The sequence below is a fragment of the Pseudomonas brassicacearum subsp. brassicacearum genome (assembly GCF_008801605.1).
In the GTDB taxonomy this organism is placed as follows: Bacteria; Pseudomonadota; Gammaproteobacteria; order Pseudomonadales; family Pseudomonadaceae; genus Aquipseudomonas; species Aquipseudomonas brassicacearum.
Genome location: NZ_VZPJ01000005.1, coordinates 1 through 19085 on the forward strand (window position 1 = coordinate 1; position 19085 = coordinate 19085).

At 60.5% G+C, this 19085-nt stretch carries 18 protein-coding genes; 6 read left to right on the forward strand and 12 right to left on the reverse strand.

All coding sequences use genetic code 11. From position 1 onward, the window contains the following. From F7R20_RS13215 to rpsB, 9 genes are all read right to left on the reverse strand, one after another. A partial coding sequence (locus tag F7R20_RS13215) for a POTRA domain-containing protein (protein WP_280841985.1) occupies nucleotides 1-439 on the reverse strand: 439 nt, incomplete at its 3' end. Nucleotides 440-513: 74 nt separating this feature from the next. Next, nucleotides 514-1866 (reverse strand): RIP metalloprotease RseP, encoded by a 1353-nt coding sequence (gene rseP, locus F7R20_RS13220; protein WP_003198246.1) that lies wholly within the window; start codon nucleotides 1864-1866, stop codon nucleotides 514-516. A gap of 52 nt (nucleotides 1867-1918) precedes the next feature. Next, nucleotides 1919-3109 (reverse strand): 1-deoxy-D-xylulose-5-phosphate reductoisomerase, encoded by a 1191-nt coding sequence (gene ispC, locus F7R20_RS13225; RefSeq protein WP_003198244.1) that lies wholly within the window; start codon nucleotides 3107-3109, stop codon nucleotides 1919-1921. Further along, nucleotides 3106-3912: a phosphatidate cytidylyltransferase gene (locus F7R20_RS13230; RefSeq protein WP_003198242.1), complete on the reverse strand. Its 807-nt coding sequence runs from the start codon at nucleotides 3910-3912 to the stop codon at nucleotides 3106-3108. Before F7R20_RS13230 ends, ispC begins: the two co-directional genes overlap by 4 nt. Further along, on the reverse strand, nucleotides 3912-4667 hold the full coding sequence (uppS, locus tag F7R20_RS13235) for a polyprenyl diphosphate synthase (RefSeq protein WP_003198241.1): 756 nt from the start codon (nucleotides 4665-4667) through the stop codon (nucleotides 3912-3914). Before uppS ends, F7R20_RS13230 begins: the two co-directional genes overlap by 1 nt. 13 nt (nucleotides 4668-4680) lie before the next feature. Further along, nucleotides 4681-5238, reverse strand: a complete 558-nt coding sequence (frr, locus tag F7R20_RS13240) for a ribosome recycling factor (RefSeq protein ID WP_003198238.1) — start codon at nucleotides 5236-5238, stop codon at nucleotides 4681-4683. Beyond that, the gene (pyrH, locus tag F7R20_RS13245; RefSeq protein ID WP_003198235.1) at nucleotides 5235-5978 is read right to left on the reverse strand and encodes a UMP kinase; all 744 of its coding nucleotides are present in this window, start codon (nucleotides 5976-5978) and stop codon (nucleotides 5235-5237) included. The genes frr and pyrH overlap by 4 nt, the downstream gene beginning before the upstream one ends. 212 nt (nucleotides 5979-6190) lie before the next feature. Then, the gene (gene tsf / locus F7R20_RS13250) at nucleotides 6191-7054 is read right to left on the reverse strand and encodes a translation elongation factor Ts (RefSeq protein ID WP_003198233.1); all 864 of its coding nucleotides are present in this window, start codon (nucleotides 7052-7054) and stop codon (nucleotides 6191-6193) included. A gap of 194 nt (nucleotides 7055-7248) precedes the next feature. Then, on the reverse strand, nucleotides 7249-7986 hold the full coding sequence (gene rpsB, locus F7R20_RS13255) for a 30S ribosomal protein S2 (protein ID WP_003198231.1): 738 nt from the start codon (nucleotides 7984-7986) through the stop codon (nucleotides 7249-7251). Nucleotides 7987-8418: 432 nt separating this feature from the next. Here rpsB and map point away from each other — a divergent pair, with 432 nt between their 5' ends. From map to F7R20_RS13280, 5 genes are all read left to right on the forward strand, one after another. Then, nucleotides 8419-9201, forward strand: coding sequence for a type I methionyl aminopeptidase (map, locus tag F7R20_RS13260; RefSeq protein ID WP_003198229.1), 783 nt, complete (start codon nucleotides 8419-8421; stop codon nucleotides 9199-9201). A gap of 44 nt (nucleotides 9202-9245) precedes the next feature. Then, nucleotides 9246-11948, forward strand: coding sequence for a [protein-PII] uridylyltransferase (locus tag F7R20_RS13265; RefSeq protein ID WP_003198227.1), 2703 nt, complete (start codon nucleotides 9246-9248; stop codon nucleotides 11946-11948). 136 nt (nucleotides 11949-12084) lie between these two features. Further along, nucleotides 12085-13284, forward strand: a complete 1200-nt coding sequence (dapC, locus tag F7R20_RS13270) for a succinyldiaminopimelate transaminase (RefSeq protein WP_003198225.1) — start codon at nucleotides 12085-12087, stop codon at nucleotides 13282-13284. Between the two features lie 173 nt (nucleotides 13285-13457). After that, the gene (locus F7R20_RS13275) at nucleotides 13458-13799 is read left to right on the forward strand and encodes a type II toxin-antitoxin system RelE/ParE family toxin (RefSeq protein ID WP_028237030.1); all 342 of its coding nucleotides are present in this window, start codon (nucleotides 13458-13460) and stop codon (nucleotides 13797-13799) included. Between the two features lie 10 nt (nucleotides 13800-13809). Beyond that, the gene (locus F7R20_RS13280) at nucleotides 13810-14112 is read left to right on the forward strand and encodes an XRE family transcriptional regulator (protein ID WP_003198220.1); all 303 of its coding nucleotides are present in this window, start codon (nucleotides 13810-13812) and stop codon (nucleotides 14110-14112) included. 180 nt (nucleotides 14113-14292) lie between these two features. Here F7R20_RS13280 and F7R20_RS13285 read toward each other — a convergent pair whose 3' ends face one another. The 3 genes from F7R20_RS13285 to F7R20_RS13295 form a co-directional block, all read right to left on the reverse strand. Continuing rightward, a complete protein-coding gene (locus F7R20_RS13285) occupies nucleotides 14293-14652 on the reverse strand; it encodes a DUF6124 family protein (protein WP_003198218.1) in 360 nt (119 codons plus the stop codon). Between the two features lie 687 nt (nucleotides 14653-15339). Continuing rightward, nucleotides 15340-16986, reverse strand: coding sequence for a Na+/H+ antiporter (locus F7R20_RS13290; protein ID WP_003198216.1), 1647 nt, complete (start codon nucleotides 16984-16986; stop codon nucleotides 15340-15342). Nucleotides 16987-17169: 183 nt separating this feature from the next. After that, nucleotides 17170-18525 (reverse strand): hypothetical protein, encoded by a 1356-nt coding sequence (locus F7R20_RS13295; protein ID WP_003198215.1) that lies wholly within the window; start codon nucleotides 18523-18525, stop codon nucleotides 17170-17172. 176 nt (nucleotides 18526-18701) lie between these two features. Between F7R20_RS13295 and F7R20_RS13300 the strand changes: the two genes are divergently transcribed. Beyond that, a complete protein-coding gene (locus F7R20_RS13300; protein WP_003198212.1) occupies nucleotides 18702-19064 on the forward strand; it encodes an ArsC family reductase in 363 nt (120 codons plus the stop codon). Nucleotides 19065-19085 lie beyond the last annotated feature (21 nt).

Below are 19085 nucleotides of genomic sequence, written 5' to 3' on the forward strand. Positions count from 1 at the left end.
AGTAGCGGCCCTGGGCAACGTACTGGCGTTGCAGCTCGTTACGTACACCTTCGAGGGTGGCGCGCTGGAAGATCTCGCCTTCGGCCAGGCCGGATTGCTTGAGGCCTTTCATCAGGTCTTCAGTGGAGATCGCCTTGTTGCCTTCGATCTCGATACTGGCGACCGACGGGCGCTCGACAACGGTGATGACCAGGACATTGCCGTCACGGCCCAGTTGGATATCTTGAAAGAAGCCGGTCTTGAACAGCGCACGAGTGGATTCCACCAGGCGCCGATCATCCGCCTGCTCGCCGACGTTCAACGGCAAGGCACCAAAGACGCTACCCGCGGAGACCCGCTGGAGGCCATTGACGCGAATATCAGAGATAGTGAAGGACTCGGCGTGAACTTCGGCGATCATCAATACGGTGAGAACCGCAGTTAGCAGCAGACGTTTCATGAAGTCCTTTCTTATTCCAACTGGCAATAAACAAACTGCCGCAAAATGCGGCAGATTCGCAATTCAGCGAAGCGTTACAGACGACCCAGATCGTTGACGAGGGCAAGCAACATGACCCCGACCACCAAGCTGATACCGATCTGTATCCCCCAACCCTGCACCCGATCCGACAAGGGACGACCACGCGCCCACTCGATCAGATAAAACAGCAAATGCCCCCCATCCAGTACCGGGATGGGCAGCAAATTCAGAACCCCCAGGCTAATGCTCAGATAAGCAAGGAAATTCAGGAAATCAGCGACGCCCGACTGGGCAGAAGCGCCCGCCACTTTAGCAATGGTTATCGGTCCACTCAAGTTTTTTACCGAGAGCTCGCCGAACAACATTTTCTTGAGCGAGTCCAGCGTCAGGACACTCATGGTCCAGGTACGACGCGCACCTTCGCCAATCGCCGCCACAGGGCCGAAACTGACCTCGCGAATCATTTCCGGCGGCCAGTCGACAGCCTTGACGCCCGCCCCCAGGTAACCGGTCGGCGCCTTGCTCTCGCCACGGGCGGCCAGGGCCACCGGGACATCGATTGGAGCACCGTCGCGCTCGATGCGCAGCACAATCTTGCTATCAGGACGTACGCGAACCGAATCGACCACCTGCTGCCAGTCGCTGACCGGCTGGCCGTCGAGCGCCAGCAACCGATCGCCGGTCTTCAAGCCTGCGGCCTGGGCCGGGCCTTTCGGATCAAGCTCGGCGAGTATCGGCGGCATCGCCGGACGCCATGGACGGATCCCCAGGGACCGGATCGGATCCGGCTCGTCGGCGCCCTTGAGCCATTTGTCCAAGACCAGTTCACGAGGCGAATCCACCGTGGAGCCCTGCTCGCGCACCATCAGTTGCAACGAGCCACTCTCACCCAGGCGACGCACCAGCTGCAGATTGACCGCCGCCCAGCCCGAGGTCGGCTCGCCATCGATAGCGACGATTTCCTGCCCGGCACCCAGCCCGGCACGGGCGGCAACGCTACCCGACTCCACCGCACCAATGACCGGACGCACCTGCTCGCTGCCCAGCATGGCCAGGCCCCAGAAAAACACCATGGCCAGCAGGAAGTTGGCGATCGGCCCTGCGGCGACGATGGCGATACGCTGACGGACGGTCTTGCGATTGAAGGATTGATCGAGCTGGTCGGCCGGGACTTCGCCTTCGCGCTCGTCGAGCATCTTGACGTAGCCGCCCAGCGGGATGGCCGCTACGACGAACTCGGTGCCTTTCTTGTCGTGCCAGCGCAACAAGGGCATGCCAAAGCCCACGGAAAAACGCAGGACCTTGACGCCACAGCGCCGCGCGACCCAGAAATGACCGAATTCGTGAAATGTGACCAACACCCCCAAGGCAACCAGGGTGCCGACAATCATATAGAGCGCGCTCATCTGTTTTCTCCGCAATCCTGTCCAGGGCAACCCTGGCTAACGTATCGCAGCTTCAACGCCCGTGGCGCCGCAGCCATTGGCCCGCCAATTCACGAGCCCTGGCATCCGCCGTAAATACCGTATCGAGGTCATTGACCGAAACCACGGCCTCGAGATTCAAGACTTCCTCGATGATACTCGCGATCTCGAGGTAACGGACACGTCCATCGAGAAACGCTGCAACCGCCACTTCATTGGCGGCGTTAAGCATGGCCGGCGCACTGTCGCCCGCCTCGGCCGCCTGGCGCGCCAGGCGCAGGCAGGGGAAACGCTGCTCATCGGGCGCCTGGAAGTCCAGGCGAGCGATGGCGAACAGGTCCAGCGGCGCAACACCCGAATCGATGCGCTCTGGCCAGGCCAGGGCATTGGCGATCGGAGTGCGCATGTCCGGATTGCCCAACTGGGCCAGCACCGAACCGTCGACGTAGTCCACCAGGGAATGAATCACGCTCTGGGGATGAATCACCACCTCGACCTGGGACGGCTTGGCATCGAACAGCCAACAGGCCTCGATCAGCTCCAGCCCCTTGTTCATCATGCTGGCCGAATCCACGGAAATCTTGCGCCCCATGGACCAATTCGGGTGCGCACAGGCCTGCTCGGGTGAAACATGCACCAATTCTTCCAGCGGTGTCTGCCGGAACGGACCACCGGAGGCTGTCAGCAAAATCCGCCGGACACCCACCGCGCCGAGGCCACGGGAAAAATCCTGCGGCATGCACTGAAAAATCGCATTGTGCTCGCTGTCGATGGGCAGCAACACCGAACCGCTTTTGCGCACAGCCTGCATGAACAGCGCGCCGGACATCACCAGCGCTTCTTTGTTGGCCAGCAGGATCTTCTTGCCGGCCTCCACCGCCGCCAGCGTCGGACGCAAGCCCGCCGCACCGACAATTGCCGCCATCACGGCGTCGACTTCGGGGTCGGACGCCACTTGGCAGAGGCCCTCCTCTCCCACCAGCACACGGGTTTGCAAGCCAGCGGCGCGCAGATCGTCCTGCAGCGCCCGCGCCACGGCGGCCTCAGGCACCACGGCAAACCGCGGCGTGTGACGTATGCACAAGGCCAGCAACTCACTCATGCGCGTGAAGCCACTGAGGGCGAACACCTGGTAACGCTGCGGATGCCGACCAATGACGTCAAGCGTACTCAGGCCGATCGAACCGGTCGCACCAAGGACCGTGATCTGCTGGGGGCGACTCACGACGCCGCCATCCACAACAGCACGGCAAAGATCGGGATCGCGGCGGTAAGGCTGTCGATGCGATCCAGCACGCCACCGTGACCGGGCAACAGGTTACTGCTGTCCTTGATCCCCGATTGACGCTTGAACATGCTTTCGGTCAGGTCGCCGACCACGGACACAAATACGATCAAGGCGGCGCCAATAAGGCCCATCAGCAGCTGCGCGACCGTCCAGTCCCGCACGAAGCCGACCACGGTCGTGATCACCAGGCTCAAGACCAGGCCACCATAGACCCCTTCCCAGCTCTTGCCAGGGCTGACCTTCGGCGCCAGCTTGCGCTTGCCGAAGGCCTTGCCGGAGAAGTAGGCGCCGACGTCAGCACCCCAGACCAGCACCATCACGGCCATGATCTGCCAGTTGCCCAACGGGCCTTGCTTGATCCAGATCAGCCCCTGCCAGGCCGGCAACAGGATCAACAGGCCGATCACCAGCTTGGTCGCGGCATTGGCCCAATGCTGGGTAGTCTGCGGGTAGGTCAAGACCAGGAAGGTCGCCGTCGCCCACCACAGCACCGCAGCGCCCAGCACCCAAGGCGCGAGGCCAGGCACCACGTACATGATGAACAGCATGGCCGCCACGGCCGCCGCGTAGGCCACGCGCGCCGACTGCGCAGGAAAACCCGCCAGCCGCGCCCATTCCCACGCACCCAAGGTCACGACCAGCCCGATGAACAGCGCAAAACTGGCGCCTTCGAGCAGGAAGAAACCACCCAGGGCGATAGGCAACAGGATCAAGGCAGTGATGATTCGTTGTTTAAGCATTAAACCCGGGCTCCAGCTTCGATCTGCTCGCTCGTTTTACCGAAGCGACGCTGACGGGAAGCGAAATCGGCCAGTGCGGTGCGCATGGCTTCGTGTTTGAAGTCCGGCCAGAACAGGTCGGAGAAGTACAACTCGGCATACGCCAACTGCCAGAGCAGGAAGTTGCTGATGCGATGTTCGCCACCGGTACGGATGCACAGGTCCGGCAACGGCAGGTCGCCGGTCGCCAGGCAGGTCTGCAACAGTTCCGGCGTGATGTCTTCCGGGCGCAAGTGCCCGGCCTGGACTTCCCGCGCCAGCCGCTGGGCAGCCTGGGCAATGTCCCACTGACCACCATAGTTGGCGGCGATCTGCAGGACAAACCGATCAGGGCCTGCCGTCGCGGATTCGGCTTCGCGCATCGCAGCCTGCAATTCAGGATGGAAGCGCGAGCGATCACCGATGATCCGCAGGCTGATCTTGTTCTCGTTGAGGCGCTTGGCCTCACGACGCAGGGCCTTGAGGAACAGGTCCATCAAGGCACTGACTTCATCGGCCGGACGCTGCCAGTTCTCACTGGAGAAGGCGAACAGGGTCAGCACCTCGACCCCTGCCTCGGCGCACACCTCGATGACCGCACGAACCGCGTCGACCCCCGCCTTGTGCCCGGCAACGCCAGGCATAAAGCGTTTCTTGGCCCAGCGGTTATTGCCGTCCATGATGATCGCCACGTGGCGCGGCACCGCGAACGGCACGGCCTGCTTGGTCTTTTCCATGAAAACGAGACCCTTATACGGCCATCAGGTCTTTTTCTTTCTGCGCCAAATCCGCGTCGATCTTAGCCACGTACTTCTTGGTCAGGTCGTCGATCTCGCCAGTGGCACGACGCTCTTCGTCTTCGCTGATTTCCTTTTCCTTGACCAGGTCCTTGAGCTGGCTGTTGGCATCACGACGGATGTTGCGCACGGCAACACGGGCGTCTTCAGCCACATCACGGGCCTGCTTGGTGAAGCCCTTGCGGGTCTCCTCGGTCAGGGCCGGCATGGAGATCAGCAGCAGCTCACCCAGGTTGGTCGGGTTCAGGTTCAGACCGGCACTGCCGATGGCCTTGTCGACTGCGCCCAGCATGTTGCGCTCAAAGGCCACGACCTGCAGGGTGCGAGCGTCCTTGACGGTGATGTTGGCCACTTGCTTGATCGGGGTGTCGGAGCCGTAGTACGGAACCATCACGCCTTCAAGGATGCTCGGGTGCGCCTGGCCGGTGCGGATGCGACCGAAGTTGTGCGCCAGGGACTCCAGGGATTTCTGCATGCGCTGTTCAGCGTCTTTCTTGATTTCGTTGATCATTGTTGAACTTCCTCGATCAGTGTTCCTTCGGCGCCGCCATGGACGATATTCAGCAGGGCACCGGGCTTGTTCATGTTAAAGACGCGCAGCGGCATCTTGTGGTCGCGGCACAGGCAGATAGCCGTCAGATCCATTACACCCAGCTTGCGATCCAGCACTTCATCGTAGGTCAGATGATCGAACTTCTCGGCATGCGGGTCCTTGAACGGGTCAGCGGTATACACGCCATCGACCTTGGTTGCCTTGAGCACGACATCGGCATCGATCTCGATCGCTCGCAGGCAGGCGGCCGAATCCGTGGTGAAGAACGGATTACCGGTACCGGCGGCAAAAATCACCACTTCCTTGGAATTGAGGTGGCGCATGGCTTTGCGGCGGTCGTAGTGATCGGTCACGCCAACCATGGAAATGGCCGACATCACGATGGCCGAGATATTGGCACGCTCCAGCGCGTCGCGCATAGCCAGGGCGTTCATCACAGTGGCCAGCATGCCCATGTGGTCGCCCGTGACCCGATCCATGCCGGCCGCGCTCAGCGCTGCGCCGCGGAACAGGTTGCCGCCGCCGATGACCAGGCCGACCTGAACGCCGATCCCGACCAGCTGGCCGACTTCCAGGGCCATGCGATCCAGCACTTTCGGATCGATCCCGAACTCTTCCGAGCCCATCAGGGCCTCGCCGCTAAGCTTGAGTAGAATGCGTTTATAGCGAGCCTGATAACCACTGCCCTGCTGAGCCATTGCGAATCTCTCCTGCGGCGTATTTTCGAAAATTCTTTGCAAGCTGTTTTCAGCCTGCGTTCACTCTAGCTTGACGCTGACACAGCGTCATCGGAACACGGCTTTGTAAGCCAGTTCCGACAGGAAACCAATAAAAATCGGCATCCCCATCCGAAAAGAGGCTGCGCGCGTGAGCGGGCAGCCTCTTCAGGGCGACAGTTATAAAAACTGTCTTATTGCTTGCTGGCAGCCAGCTGAGCAGCAACTTCTTCAGCGAAGTTGTCTACTGGCTTCTCGATGCCTTCGCCCACTTTGAAGTAGGTGAAGGAAACGATTTCAGCGCCGCCTTTCTTGGCCAGTTCACCGACCTTGATTTCAGGGTTCTTGACGAACGCCTGCTCAACCAGGCTGGCTTCAGCCAGGAACTTGGTGATACGACCGGCAACCATTTTTTCAACGATTTCGGCTGGTTTGCCTTTGATCTTGTCTTCGTTGAGCTGCATGAACACGGCTTTCTCGCGCTCAATGGCATCAGCGGAAACTTCCGACGGCAGCAGGAACTCAGGGTTGCTGGCAGCGACGTGCATCGCGATGTCCTTGGCCAGCTCGATGCTGCCGCCTTTGAGGGCTACAACGACGCCGATCTTGTTGCCGTGCAGGTAGGAACCGACAACATCACCTTCGACGCGAACCAGACGACGGATGTTGACGTTTTCGCCTACTTTGGCAACCAGGGCTTCACGAGCCGATTCCTGAGCGGCGATCAGCGGAGCTGCGTCGGTCAGTTTGTCGGCGAATGCTTTTTCTACGCTGGCAGCAACGAATGCCTTGAAGTCGTCTTGCAGAGCCAGGAAGTCAGTCTGCGAGTTGACTTCGATGATAACGGCAGCCTTACCGTCATCCTTGATGCCGATCGCGCCTTCAGCGGCAACGTTGCCCGCTTTCTTGGCAGCCTTGATGGCGCCCGAAGCACGCATGTCATCAATGGCTTTTTCGATGTCGCCGCCAGCCTTGGTCAAGGCTTTCTTGCAGTCCATCATGCCTTCGCCGGTACGCTCGCGCAGTTCTTTGACCAACGCTGCAGTAATCTCTGCCATTTCAAAATCCTCTTGGATAGGTTTTCAACCATTCCACCCGATCGAACGGGCGATCAATTCTTCCTGGAAAACCACTGCTTATAGGCCGCGGCAGGTTACAAACAGGTCACTGCGCTGGCGGCAAATGGTTTTCGAGGTGGCAAAAAGGGGGCCAAGCCCCCTTTTTGCTTACTGAGTCAACGCCAGGGCGTCAATTACTCAGCGGCTGCTGCCGGAGCTTCTTCAGCGAAGACTTCGGTGCCGCCATTCACGTTGTTGCGACCACGGATAACAGCGTCAGCCATCGAACCCATGTACAGCTGGATGGCGCGGATGGCGTCATCGTTGCCTGGGATGATGTAGTCAACGCCTTCCGGGCTGCTGTTGGTATCGACAACGCCGATGACCGGGATACCCAGCTTGTTGGCTTCGGTGATCGCGATGCGCTCGTGATCAACGTCGATCACGAACAGTGCGTCAGGCAGACCGCCCATGTCCTTGATACCGCCCAGGGAGCGGTCCAGCTTCTCAAGATCGCGAGTGCGCATCAGCGCTTCTTTCTTGGTCAGCTTGGCGAAAGTACCGTCTTCGGACTGGACTTCAAGGTCACGCAGACGCTTGATGGAAGCGCGAATGGTCTTGAAGTTGGTCAGCATGCCGCCCAACCAGCGGTGATCGACGTACGGCGAACCGCAACGTGCTGCTTCTTCAGCAACGATCTTGCCAGCGGAACGCTTGGTGCCGACGAACAGAATCTTGTTTTTGCCCTGGGCCAGGCGCTCTACGAAGGTCAGTGCTTCGTTGAACATCGGCAGGGTTTTTTCAAGGTTGATGATGTGGATCTTGTTACGCGCGCCGAAAATGTACTTGCCCATTTTCGGGTTCCAGTAACGGGTCTGGTGACCGAAGTGCACACCGGCCTTCAGCATATCGCGCATGTTGACTTGGGACATGATAGTTCCTTGATAAGTCGGGTTTGGCCTCCACGTATCCCAATGACCAACCAGCGGCTATAAAAGCCAAAGGCACCCAGGTCATCGTGTCGACACGTGTGTGGATTTAAGCTTACGGGGTCATCCCCGGAAAGCGGCGCATTTTATACCACAGCAAGGGCGAAAACGGAACACGGATTCTGAAATCCTCTGCGGTGAGTGGAATGTGGGAGCAAGGCTTGCCCGCGATGAAGGCTACGCGGTCCTTCAGAAATCGAGTCGCCTGCTTCGCGAGCAAGCTTTGCTCCCACTCGCCCCCCTTGCCACAGAGTTCGGGCTGGGGAGTTCTTTGCGCTGATCGTCTGTTAGAATCGCCTCTTTCAGGGCCACGTGAACCATCATCCGCCGCCCATTTCGTTTTGAACAGCGCCGTCAGGCGCAGAGAGAGCCTGTATGACCGTTACCCTCAAGACTCCCGAGGACATCGCCAAAATGCGTGTCGCCGGCAAACTCGCCGCCGATGTGCTGGAGATGATCGCCGACTACGTCAAGCCTGGCGTGACCACCGAAGAGCTGGACCGCATCTGCCATGACTACATCGTCAACGAGCAGAAAGCCATCCCGGCCCCGCTCAACTACAAAGGCTTCCCGAAGTCGATCTGCACCTCGATCAACCACGTGGTCTGCCACGGCATCCCCAACGAAAAACCGTTGAAGGATGGCGACACCCTGAACATCGACGTCACCGTCATCAAGGACGGCTTTCACGGCGACACCAGCCGCATGTTCCATGTCGGCAACGTGCCGGAGTGGGCCCAGCGCCTGTCCAAGGTCACCCAGGAATGCATGTACATGGCCATCGAACTGGTGAAACCGGGCTGCCGCCTGGGGGACATCGGCGAAGTGATCCAGAAGCACGCGCAGAAAAACGGCTTCTCGGTGGTTCGCGAGTTCTGCGGCCATGGCATCGGCAAGGTGTTCCACGAAGAACCGCAGATCCTGCACTACGGCCGTGCCGGCACGGGCATGGAACTGCAGGCGGGCATGACCTTCACCATCGAGCCGATGATCAACCAGGGGCGCGCCGACACCAAGGTGCTGGGCGACGGCTGGACTGCCATCACCAAGGATCGCAAGCTGTCGGCCCAGTGGGAACACACCTTGCTGGTCACCGAGACCGGATACGAGATCTTCACCCTGCGCAGCGATGACACCATCCCTCGCGTTTCCGCCTGATCCGAACCCAGCCTATAGATATAGATAGAAAGGAAAGTCATTCAATGCCGCAGGTGGATCCCGAACTCTTCGACCGCGGCCAGTTCCAGGCTGAACTGGCCCTGAAGGCAAGCCCCATCTCGGCGTTCAAGAAGGCGATCCGCCAGGCCCACGAAGTGCTCGACCAGCGCTTTCGCAGTGGCCGGGACATTCGGCGGCTGATCGAGGACCGCGCCTGGTTCGTCGATAACATCCTGCAAAAGGCCTGGGAGCAGTTCAACTGGAGCGAGGATGCCGACATCGCGCTGGTCGCGGTCGGCGGCTACGGGCGCGGCGAACTGCACCCCTACTCCGACATCGATCTGCTGATCCTGCTCGACAGCGCCGATCATGAAGTTTTCCGTGACTCCATCGAACGGTTCCTGACGCTGCTGTGGGACATCGGCCTGGAAGTCGGCCAGAGCGTGCGTTCGGTGCAGGAATGCGCCGACGAGGCCCGCGCCGACCTGACGGTGATCACCAACCTGATGGAAAGCCGCACCATTGCCGGCCCCGAGCACCTGCGCCAGCGCATGCTCGATGTCACCAGCACGGCGCACATGTGGCCCAGCAAGGACTTTTTCCTGGCCAAGCGCGCCGAGCAGAAGGCCCGCCACCACAAGTACAACGACACCGAATACAACCTGGAGCCCAACGTCAAGGGCTCGCCCGGCGGGCTGCGGGACATCCAGACGATCCTGTGGGTCGCCCGTCGCCAGTACGGTACGCTGAACCTGCGCGCCCTGGCCGGTGAAGGTTTCCTGGTGGAAAGCGAAAACGCCTTGCTGGCCTCGTCCCAGGAATTTCTGTGGAAGGTCCGCTACGCCCTGCACATGCTGGCCGGGCGCTCCGAGGACCGCCTGCTGTTCGACCATCAGCGCTCCATCGCCAGCCTGTTGGGTTTCGAAGGGCAGGATGCCAAGCAAACCATCGAAAACTTCATGCAGCAGTACTACCGCGTGGTGATGAGCATTGCCCAGCTCAGCGAATTGATCATCCAGCACTTCGAGGAAGTCATCCTCGCCCCCGAAGACGAAGAACCGCCGCAGCCGATCAACTCTCGTTTCCAACTGCACGACGGCTACATCGAGGCGCGCAACGCCAATGTATTCCGCCGCACGCCGTTCGCCATGCTGGAAATCTTCGTGCTCATGGCCCAGCAGCCGGAAATCAAGGGTGTACGCGCCGACACCATTCGCCTGCTGCGGGAAAACCGTCACCTGATCGATGAAGACTTCCGCCACGACATCCGCAACACCAGCCTGTTCATCGAGTTGTTCAAGTGCAAGATCGGCGTGCACCGCAACCTGCGACGCATGAACCGCTACGGGATCCTCGGGCGTTATCTGCCGGAGTTCGGCTTCATCGTCGGGCAGATGCAACATGACCTGTTCCACATCTACACGGTCGATGCCCACACCCTGAACCTGATCAAGCACCTGCGTAAGCTGCAGTACACCCAGGTGTCGGAGAAATTCCCGCTGGCCAGCAAGCTCATGGCCAAGTTGCCCAAGCCCGAACTGATCTACATGGCAGGGCTGTACCACGACATCGGCAAGGGCCGCCAAGGCGATCATTCCGAGATTGGTGCGGTGGATGCCGAGGCGTTCTGCCAGCGCCATCAACTGCCCCTGTGGGACAGCCGGCTGATCGTCTGGCTGGTGCAGAACCACCTGATGATGTCCACCACCGCCCAGCGCAAGGACTTGTCCGACCCGCAGGTGATCCACGACTTCGCCCAGAACGTCGGCGATGAAACACGTCTGGATTACCTCTACGTGCTGACCGTGGCCGACATCAACGCCACCAATCCGACCCTGTGGAATTCCTGGCGCGCCAGTCTGTTGCGCCAGCTCTACACCGAGACCAAGCGCGCCTTGCGCCGCGGCCTGGAAAACCCGGTGGACCGCGAAGAGCAGATCCGTCGCACCCAAAGCGCAGCCCTGGACATCCTGGTGCGCGGCGGCACCGATCCGGACGACGTCGAGCAGCTCTGGTCGCAACTGGGCGATGACTATTTCCTGCGCCATACCGCCGGCGACGTGGCCTGGCACAGCGACGCGATCCTCCAGCAACCGGCCGATGGCGGGCCGCTGGTGCTGATCAAGGAAACCACCCAGCGCGAGTTCGAAGGTGGCACGCAGATCTTCATCTACGCCCCGGACCAGCACGACTTCTTCGCCGTGACCGTGGCGGCGATGGACCAGCTCAACCTCAACATTCACGACGCCCGGGTCATTACCTCCAGCAGCCAGTTCACCCTCGACACCTACATCGTGCTCGACACCGACGGCGACTCGATTGGCGATAACCCGGCGCGGGTCAAGCAGATCCGCGACGGCCTGACCGAAGCCCTGCGCAACCCGGCGGACTACCCGACCATCATCCAGCGCCGGGTGCCGCGCCAGCTCAAGCACTTCGCCTTCGCGCCGCAGGTGACGATCCACAACGACGCCCAGCGCCAGGTCACCGTGCTGGAGCTCAGCGCTCCGGACCGCCCGGGCCTGCTGGCGCGGATCGGCCATATTTTCCTGGAGTTCGACCTGTCGCTGCAAAACGCCAAGATCGCCACCCTCGGCGAACGGGTGGAAGACGTCTTCTTCATCACCGACGCACATAACCAGCCGCTGTCCGATCCGCAGCTGTGCAGCCGCTTGCAGGAAGCGATCGTGCAGCATTTGAGCGTCAACCAGGAACCCGATGCTCACATGACACGTATCAGCATCTGAACGAACAATCTCCCTCTGTGGGAGCGAGCTTGCTCGCGATAGCGACGGAGCATCCAGCATTGATGCTGCCTGACTCACCGCCATCGCGAGCAAGCTCGCTCCCACAAGGACCGCGCCCACATTGACGAGGCCCTTGATGAACAACGCTCTGAACCAGCTCCAGCCCTACCCGTTCGAAAAGCTCCGCGCCTTGCTTGGCAGCGTCACGCCCAACCCGGACAAACGCCCGATCGCCCTGTCCATCGGCGAACCCAAGCATCGCTCGCCCAGCTTCGTGGCTGAGGCCCTGGCCAGCAATCTGGAAAAGATGGCGGTCTACCCGACCACCCTCGGCATCCCCGAGTTGCGTGAGGCCATCACCGGTTGGTGCGAGCGCCGCTTCAACGTGCCAAACGGCTGGCTGGACCCGGCGCGCCATGTGCTGCCGGTCAATGGCACCCGTGAAGCCCTGTTCGCTTTCACCCAGACCGTAGTCAACCGTGGCGACGACGCCCTGGTGGTCAGCCCGAACCCGTTCTATCAGATCTACGAAGGCGCGGCGTTCCTGGCCGGGGCCAAGCCGCACTACCTGCCGTGCCTGGACGCGAACGGCTTCAATCCGGATTTCGATGCGGTATCGCCGGACATCTGGAAACGCTGCCAGATCCTGTTCCTGTGCTCCCCTGGCAACCCGACCGGCGCGCTGATCCCGGTGGATGTACTGAAGAAACTCATCGCCCTGGCTGACGAATATGACTTCGTCATCGCCGCGGACGAGTGCTACAGCGAACTGTACTTCGACGAACAAACCCCGCCGCCGGGGCTGCTCAGCGCCTGCGTCGAACTCGGTCGCAAGGATTTCAAGCGCTGCGTGGTGTTCCACAGCCTGTCCAAACGCTCCAACCTGCCGGGCCTGCGTTCCGGTTTCGTCGCTGGCGACGCGGACATCCTCAAGGGTTTCCTGCTGTACCGCACCTACCATGGCTGCGCGATGCCGGTTCAGACCCAACTGGCGAGCATTGCCGCGTGGAACGACGAAGTGCACGTACGCGCCAACCGCGCGCTGTACCGGGAGAAATTCGACGCGGTGCTGGAGATCCTCAGCCCGGTGCTGGACGTGCAACGCCCCGATGGCAGCTTCTACCTGTGGCCGAACGTGGCGGGCGACGATGCGGCGTTCTGCCGGGACCTGTTCGAACAGGAACACGTGACGGTCGTGCCGGGCTCCTACCTGTCCCGCGACGTGGACGGCGTCAACCCAGGCGCCGGGCGCGTGCGCATGGCCTTGGTTGCGCCATTGGCTGAATGCGTGGAAGCGGCCGAGCGGATTCGCGCGTTCATCCAACGTCGGGGTTAATCACCCCATCGATCGTTCCCACGCTCTGCGTCACCTCCCCGAAGCGGAACGCGGAGCGTCCCTGGCGGCATTCCCACGCGGAGCGTGGGAACGATCCATAACACCGCCTCCCCTGTACAAATCTTCAGTAACGCCCAGGTTGCGCAATGCACCTATTTCGGTACACTCCACTCATGGTTGATATCGCCCCCATACTGAACGTACGTTTCTTCCGCACAGACGCCGGGAATGAGCCTGTTCGCGAATGGCTGACTGACCTGCCTCGCGAGCATAGACGGATGATCGGAACTGACATCAAGACCGTTCAGATTGGTTGGCCTATAGGTATGCCGGTGGTTCGCAAGCTGGACACTGGGCTATGGGAGGTCAGAATTGACCTTGGAGATACCATCGCCCGCGTTCTCTTCACTGTGGTGGGCTCTGACATGGTTCTACTCCACGCTTTCATAAAGAAAAGTCAAAAAACGCCAACCACCGACATGGCAACCGCCAAGCAGCGCAAAGCAAGACTATGAGGCACAGCAAATGAACAAGCACATCGGATCTGATTTTGACGACTTCCTCGCCGAGCAAGGTATCGCCGAAGAAGTTTCCGCAGCTGCGCTCAAACGCGTTATTGCCTGGCAGATTGCCGAAGCAATGAGGCTTCAGAAAGTGACCAAAAAAGCCTTGGCACAGCGGATGCACACCAGTCGCACTGCTGTTGATCGTGCGCTGGATCAGAACGATGCGGGAATGACGCTGGCAACACTTGCCAGCGCAGCGCGTGCGTTGGGTCAGAGGGTGGAAGTACGGTTGGTGCCCGAGCAGGAAGAGGCCCACGCCTAAGCGCTGCTGTGGCGAGGGGATTTATCCCCGCTGGGCTGCGTAGCGGCCCCTGAAGCAGTCAACTCAATCTGCCTGACGTATTCCGTTTGAACCTTCCCACGCTCTGCGTGGGAAGGTTCAAACACCACAAATCCCCTGTGGGAGCAAAGCTTGCTCGCGATGAGGTCGGCACTTATTACATCAAGTCCGAAGCTCTACCCGGTCCAGGCACTTGTTCGCCAACAACATCCCCAACTCAATCATCTGGGCCACCCCCAATGCTACATGTCGTCGCGAGCCGTCCTGATCGAAGGCAAGGTCGTTGAGCATTGCATTGGCCGAAGCCAGGGTTTCACTGAGGTTGGCCAGCAACACTTCGGTGTCGATACCTTCAGCCACAGTGAATAACTGTACCGAGGGCTTGGGTTCTGACTTGCTGTCGTCAGGTTTGAGGTATTGATCCAGCACACGGTCAGCGGCCTCTTGCAGCTTTTCGGGTGCGTAATCGCCGTAAGGGAAAGTGGAGGCCGGCTTTGGAGGATTGGGAGTTTCTTTGATCATGTTTATAGCTCCTAGAGAAGTGGGAGCCGCCACCGAGTCTTCTCACGGACCGGAGGGTGGCAGCCGTACGCGGGGTGAGAATCCGAGCCTCTAGGAGCCCGGCCATGCCGAAGCATGCCCGCGCACAGCCGCCATAACATAATGCGCAGACGAAAAGCGCCTGCACTTTATATGGTCGACGCCTGCGCGCCTAGAGGAGTTCGGATTCTCACGTCCGGTCGCTGAATTGGCAGCGACACCCAGAGGCTAGAGCTCTCGCTTCCGACGGACAACCTTAAAAACTTGTCGGAAACTTCGGCGCGTCTGACAGACCACGATCACTTGCTCAGACAAGAAAAGAAATAAAACGCACCTCCATAAAGCAAGCCATTGATTTCACTGGTTAAGCACCTCAACAGATCTCACACAGCCCTGTTTCAAGAATCAAGCTGGCTTGAATTCGTTATTACCGGCAGCCATGATCGCCCCGTCACCAGTGAACGCTGGCAGGAGTCTGGGTCCCTCTTCGGGTTGACCCAGCCACGCAGACGGGGCCAAGCAAGCTCAGTTGCGTGTCGATTGAAGCCGCCTTCGGGCGGCTTTGCTTTTTATGAGAACAAGGCACGCCGGGCTTTGTTGCGCCTGAAATGCCGAAGCTCCGCAAAGTGGTGGGATCTCCCCTCGCCACAAAGGGCCGGCGCATCATTGCTACTTACCCAACCCCAAATTCGCTTCAGCCAAATCCAACTCCCCCAGCACCTCACGCAACACATCATCCCCAATCTGATGATGACGACTGAGGCGATACAACTCCAACCGCTGCGCCCGGTAAGCCTTCAAGCGCAGCCGGCGTTCCAGCAGGTCCATTTCGAACGCCAGCGCCTGGGCTTCGGCGGAGTCGTTGAACACCTCCAACTGATGGCGATACTCAGACATCAGCCGCGCCTTGACCTCGGTCGCCAGCGCCGCCTGGGCCGCATCCGGCGTACTGGTCGCTTCGGCCGGCTCCTCCACTTCCAGTGCATGAATCGCCGCTTCAGCGGTTTTGCGCCAGGCCTCGCGAACTTCGTTGCGACGCTTGTCATCGGGGCTCTTCTCGATGCCACGCAGCAGCAGTGGCAAGGCAATGCAGGCCGCAATCAGCGACAGCAGAATCACCCCGGCGGCAATGAAGATCAGCAAGTCGCGCTCCGGGAATTCAACACCAGCGCTTAACAACAACGGTACCGACAACACCCCCGCCAACGTCACCGCCCCGCGCACACCGCCGAAGGTCAGCAACCAGCAGGAACGCGCCGTCGGCACCAGGGTCAACTCGCCCTTGCCGCGCCAGCGGCGCAACAGCCCGGATACGCGCCAGATGCTTTGTACCCAGACAAACCGCAGCACCAACAACACCAGGAAAATCGCCACCACGTCCAGGCAGCGATAGAACAACGCTGGCCACAACGTCGGCTCATGGCTGGTCACCGCCTTGACGATGTCCGGCAGTTGCAAGCCCAGCAGCAGGAAGATCAAGCCATTGAAGGCAAATTCCAACAGCGACCAGACACTGCGATTGAGCAGACGCGTGCCGGTCTGGCGTGGCAGCAGGTCGAGCCAGCTCTGCATCATCCCCGCCGCCACCGCCGAGAGAATCCCCGAGGCGCCCAAGCGTTCAGCCAGCACATAGGCCGCGAACGGCAGTAACAACATGAATACTACGTGGGTGGCCGGATCGTCCCAGCCCCGGGCAATCATCCAGGCCCGCAAGCGGCCCACTAGCCAACTCAAAGCCACGCCTACCAGCAATCCACCAATCGCCACCAGGACAAAGGTCAGGCTCGCGCCCGCCAGGGAAAACACGCCGGTGATCGCCGCCGCCAGGGCGAACTTGAAGGTCACCAGGCCCGACGCATCGTTCATCAAGGCTTCGCCCTGGAGCATGTGCATCAACGGCGCGGGCAAGCGGTCCCGGGCAATCGCCGAGACCGCCACGGCGTCGGTGGGTGACAGGACTGCAGCCAGGGCGAAGGCCACCGGCAACGGGATACCGGGCAGCAGCCAATGAATGAAATACCCCGCCCCAACTACCGTAAACAGCACCAACCCCACCGCCAGCGTCAGGATCGGCCCGCGCAGGCGCCAGAGTTCACGCTTGGGCATGCGCCAACCATCGGAGAACAGCAGCGGCGGCAGGAACAGAAACAGGAACAACTCGGGATCAAGCGCCACATGCAGCCCCAGCGAGGGCCAGGCCAGCACGGCGCCAGCACCAATCTGCACCAGGGGCAACGGCAGCGGGATCAACCGTCCGATCAGGCGCGACACGCCCACCAGCATCAACAGGATCAGGACGGTATAGGCGCTTTGCATAACGGACTTCCAATGACAGCCATACACATCTGCGGCAACAGCTGGCCGGTGAAGTGCCATATTAACTGCCACGGTGAACCGCTGCCTTTGCACATTGGTCGCACCTCAGCGGCGTCAATGCGCAGGCGCCCCTTGGCCGCTCCCAACCTCCACGCGGCAGGAGCGACCGACGACTATCCGACGCTAAACAGCTCGCTCGGCGGCATTGAGGGTCGAGCGGCCCGAGACAACATCGACGCCGTCACCCTCATTGTCGCTGTCTTCCCCGATCTGTTCGGCCGTCGACATTTCGACCAAGGGCAACATTCCCTGCAGCTCATCCGGATGAGCGGGACCGGCGGATAGCCTGTCCAACGCGGCGGAGGCCTTGTCCGCCAACGGCTGGGTCATCACTCCCGTTGTCACCCAGGCGGCGAGCACCGGGGCCATCGTGGCCGTAACCGTCGCCTTCCCCGCCGCCGCAACACCCGCAGGCGAAATCCCGGCGCTCCTGGCTGCGTTGACAGCGGCGGTCTGGGCCATGCCGATCGCAGTAATACCGCCGGCCAACGCTCCGAGACCACTGACCAGGCCTGTCGGCGTAACCAAGGCTTGCAGCGATTTGCTGCCATCGCGCATCGCGTCCAGCGGCAGACTGCCGACCCGCTTCGCAATGCCCATCGCAGCACTCCCTACGCCATAATTCTTGAGGTCCTTGTAACGCTGGTGCCAGTCTTGACGCCCCAACAGGTATTCCGGGCCAATCCGGTGTTTGGATTTATCGATGGAATGTTGCAGGTCATAGGCGGCCATGCCTGAAAGCGGAGAGCCGATGGCAGCTATCACTGAGTCCACCTTGCTGCCCGTTTGCGCATCGACGGTCTTCGTCACGACGGGTTGGATGACCGTACGCAACACGTTTCGCGCGGAGAAGGTCTGGAAAGTCAGGCTGCCTTCGATAGCCTGGGTCGTCAGGCTCGGCTTCACCGCCTGGGCGGCTTCCTGCATGACCGGCTCCAGATCGGCATTTTCGGCCACCAGCCACTGGGTGTCGCTGGTGGCACGCTTGATCAGGCCGTTGCCGACCGTGTCGCTGGCGCTGCTGACCAGGCCGGCAATCGCCGACAGTGCCAACGGCGCGGTAATCGAGCCATTGCCGGTCACCGCCGGGACGAAGTCCAGCGCGATGGACGCCGCGCCGAAGGGAACCGAACGAAGGAATCCAACAGTGTCATGGGCTGCACGATCCAGCCGCGAGCCTTTGGTCAGCACGGCATCGACGCTTTCCGCGGTTTCCCCGTCATTGGCCAAGGTACGCGAACGATCGTCGATCAGTGCTTCGAAGGTCTCGCGATTGGCACCGTTCATATGCGGCTCGAATACCCGGGTGAGCTGGGCCTTGATTGCACCAGTCCGATTTGCCAGGTCCTGTTCAGCCGTGACGGGGCCGATCGGGACAGATGCAGCGGTCCCGGTGGCCGATGTCGTTGAATGGGGCGGGAGGGTTTCTTCAGTCTGATTGGTCAGTGGATGGGGCGGTGTCAGGGAGATGGAATCCATGGGCGGGTCTCTTGTGCGCAAAAGTGCTGGGTTTACCTGCGCTGTGTGGCCACCTCTTTCCTATCGGTTCCGCCTCGTCCGATCCGTCGCGACAGTCAAGGCACTGAAAGGAACGACGTGGCATAATCGTCCGCTGATTTTCAGGACGATACCGGGAACGTTTTGGGGGAGCATTCATGCCCAAGGAAAACAAGCACTTACAGCTTTTCGGCATCAAAGCCTGCGATACGATGAAAAAAGCGCGTACCTGGCTCGATGAGCACGCGGTGCGCTATGACTTTCACGATTACAAAACTGCCGGCATCGACCGTGAGCGCCTGACCCAATGGTGCAACGAGCATGGCTGGCAAGTGGTGTTGAACCGTGCCGGTACGACCTTTCGCAAACTCGACGACGAACGCAAAGCCGATCTCGACCAGCCGAAAGCCATCGAACTGATGCTCGCCCAACCCTCGATGATCAAGCGCCCGGTGCTTGACCTCGGTGACCGAACCCTGATTGGCTTCAAGCCAGATATTTATGCGGCAGAGATCAAGTAAGCCTGCCCAGTCCATTTTGTA

Excerpts from the sequence above, each read along its gene's own strand:
- rseP (WP_003198246.1), bottom strand. The coding sequence starts at position 1,866 with ATGAGCGCGCTCTATATGATTGTCGGCACCCTGGTTGCCTTGGGGGTG.
- F7R20_RS13230 (WP_003198242.1), bottom strand. The coding sequence starts at position 3,912 with ATGCTTAAACAACGAATCATCACTGCCTTGATCCTGTTGCCTATCGCC.
- uppS (WP_003198241.1), bottom strand. The coding sequence starts at position 4,667 with ATGGAAAAGACCAAGCAGGCCGTGCCGTTCGCGGTGCCGCGCCACGTG.
- frr (WP_003198238.1), bottom strand. The coding sequence starts at position 5,238 with ATGATCAACGAAATCAAGAAAGACGCTGAACAGCGCATGCAGAAATCC.
- pyrH (WP_003198235.1), bottom strand. The coding sequence starts at position 5,978 with ATGGCTCAGCAGGGCAGTGGTTATCAGGCTCGCTATAAACGCATTCTA.
- tsf (WP_003198233.1), bottom strand. The coding sequence starts at position 7,054 with ATGGCAGAGATTACTGCAGCGTTGGTCAAAGAACTGCGCGAGCGTACC.
- rpsB (WP_003198231.1), bottom strand. The coding sequence starts at position 7,986 with ATGTCCCAAGTCAACATGCGCGATATGCTGAAGGCCGGTGTGCACTTC.
- map (WP_003198229.1), top strand. The coding sequence starts at position 8,419 with ATGACCGTTACCCTCAAGACTCCCGAGGACATCGCCAAAATGCGTGTC.
- F7R20_RS13265 (WP_003198227.1), top strand. The coding sequence starts at position 9,246 with ATGCCGCAGGTGGATCCCGAACTCTTCGACCGCGGCCAGTTCCAGGCT.
- dapC (WP_003198225.1), top strand. The coding sequence starts at position 12,085 with ATGAACAACGCTCTGAACCAGCTCCAGCCCTACCCGTTCGAAAAGCTC.
- F7R20_RS13275 (WP_028237030.1), top strand. The coding sequence starts at position 13,458 with ATGGTTGATATCGCCCCCATACTGAACGTACGTTTCTTCCGCACAGAC.
- F7R20_RS13280 (WP_003198220.1), top strand. The coding sequence starts at position 13,810 with ATGAACAAGCACATCGGATCTGATTTTGACGACTTCCTCGCCGAGCAA.
- F7R20_RS13285 (WP_003198218.1), bottom strand. The coding sequence starts at position 14,652 with ATGATCAAAGAAACTCCCAATCCTCCAAAGCCGGCCTCCACTTTCCCT.
- F7R20_RS13290 (WP_003198216.1), bottom strand. The coding sequence starts at position 16,986 with ATGCAAAGCGCCTATACCGTCCTGATCCTGTTGATGCTGGTGGGCGTG.
- F7R20_RS13295 (WP_003198215.1), bottom strand. The coding sequence starts at position 18,525 with ATGGATTCCATCTCCCTGACACCGCCCCATCCACTGACCAATCAGACT.
- F7R20_RS13300 (WP_003198212.1), top strand. The coding sequence starts at position 18,702 with ATGCCCAAGGAAAACAAGCACTTACAGCTTTTCGGCATCAAAGCCTGC.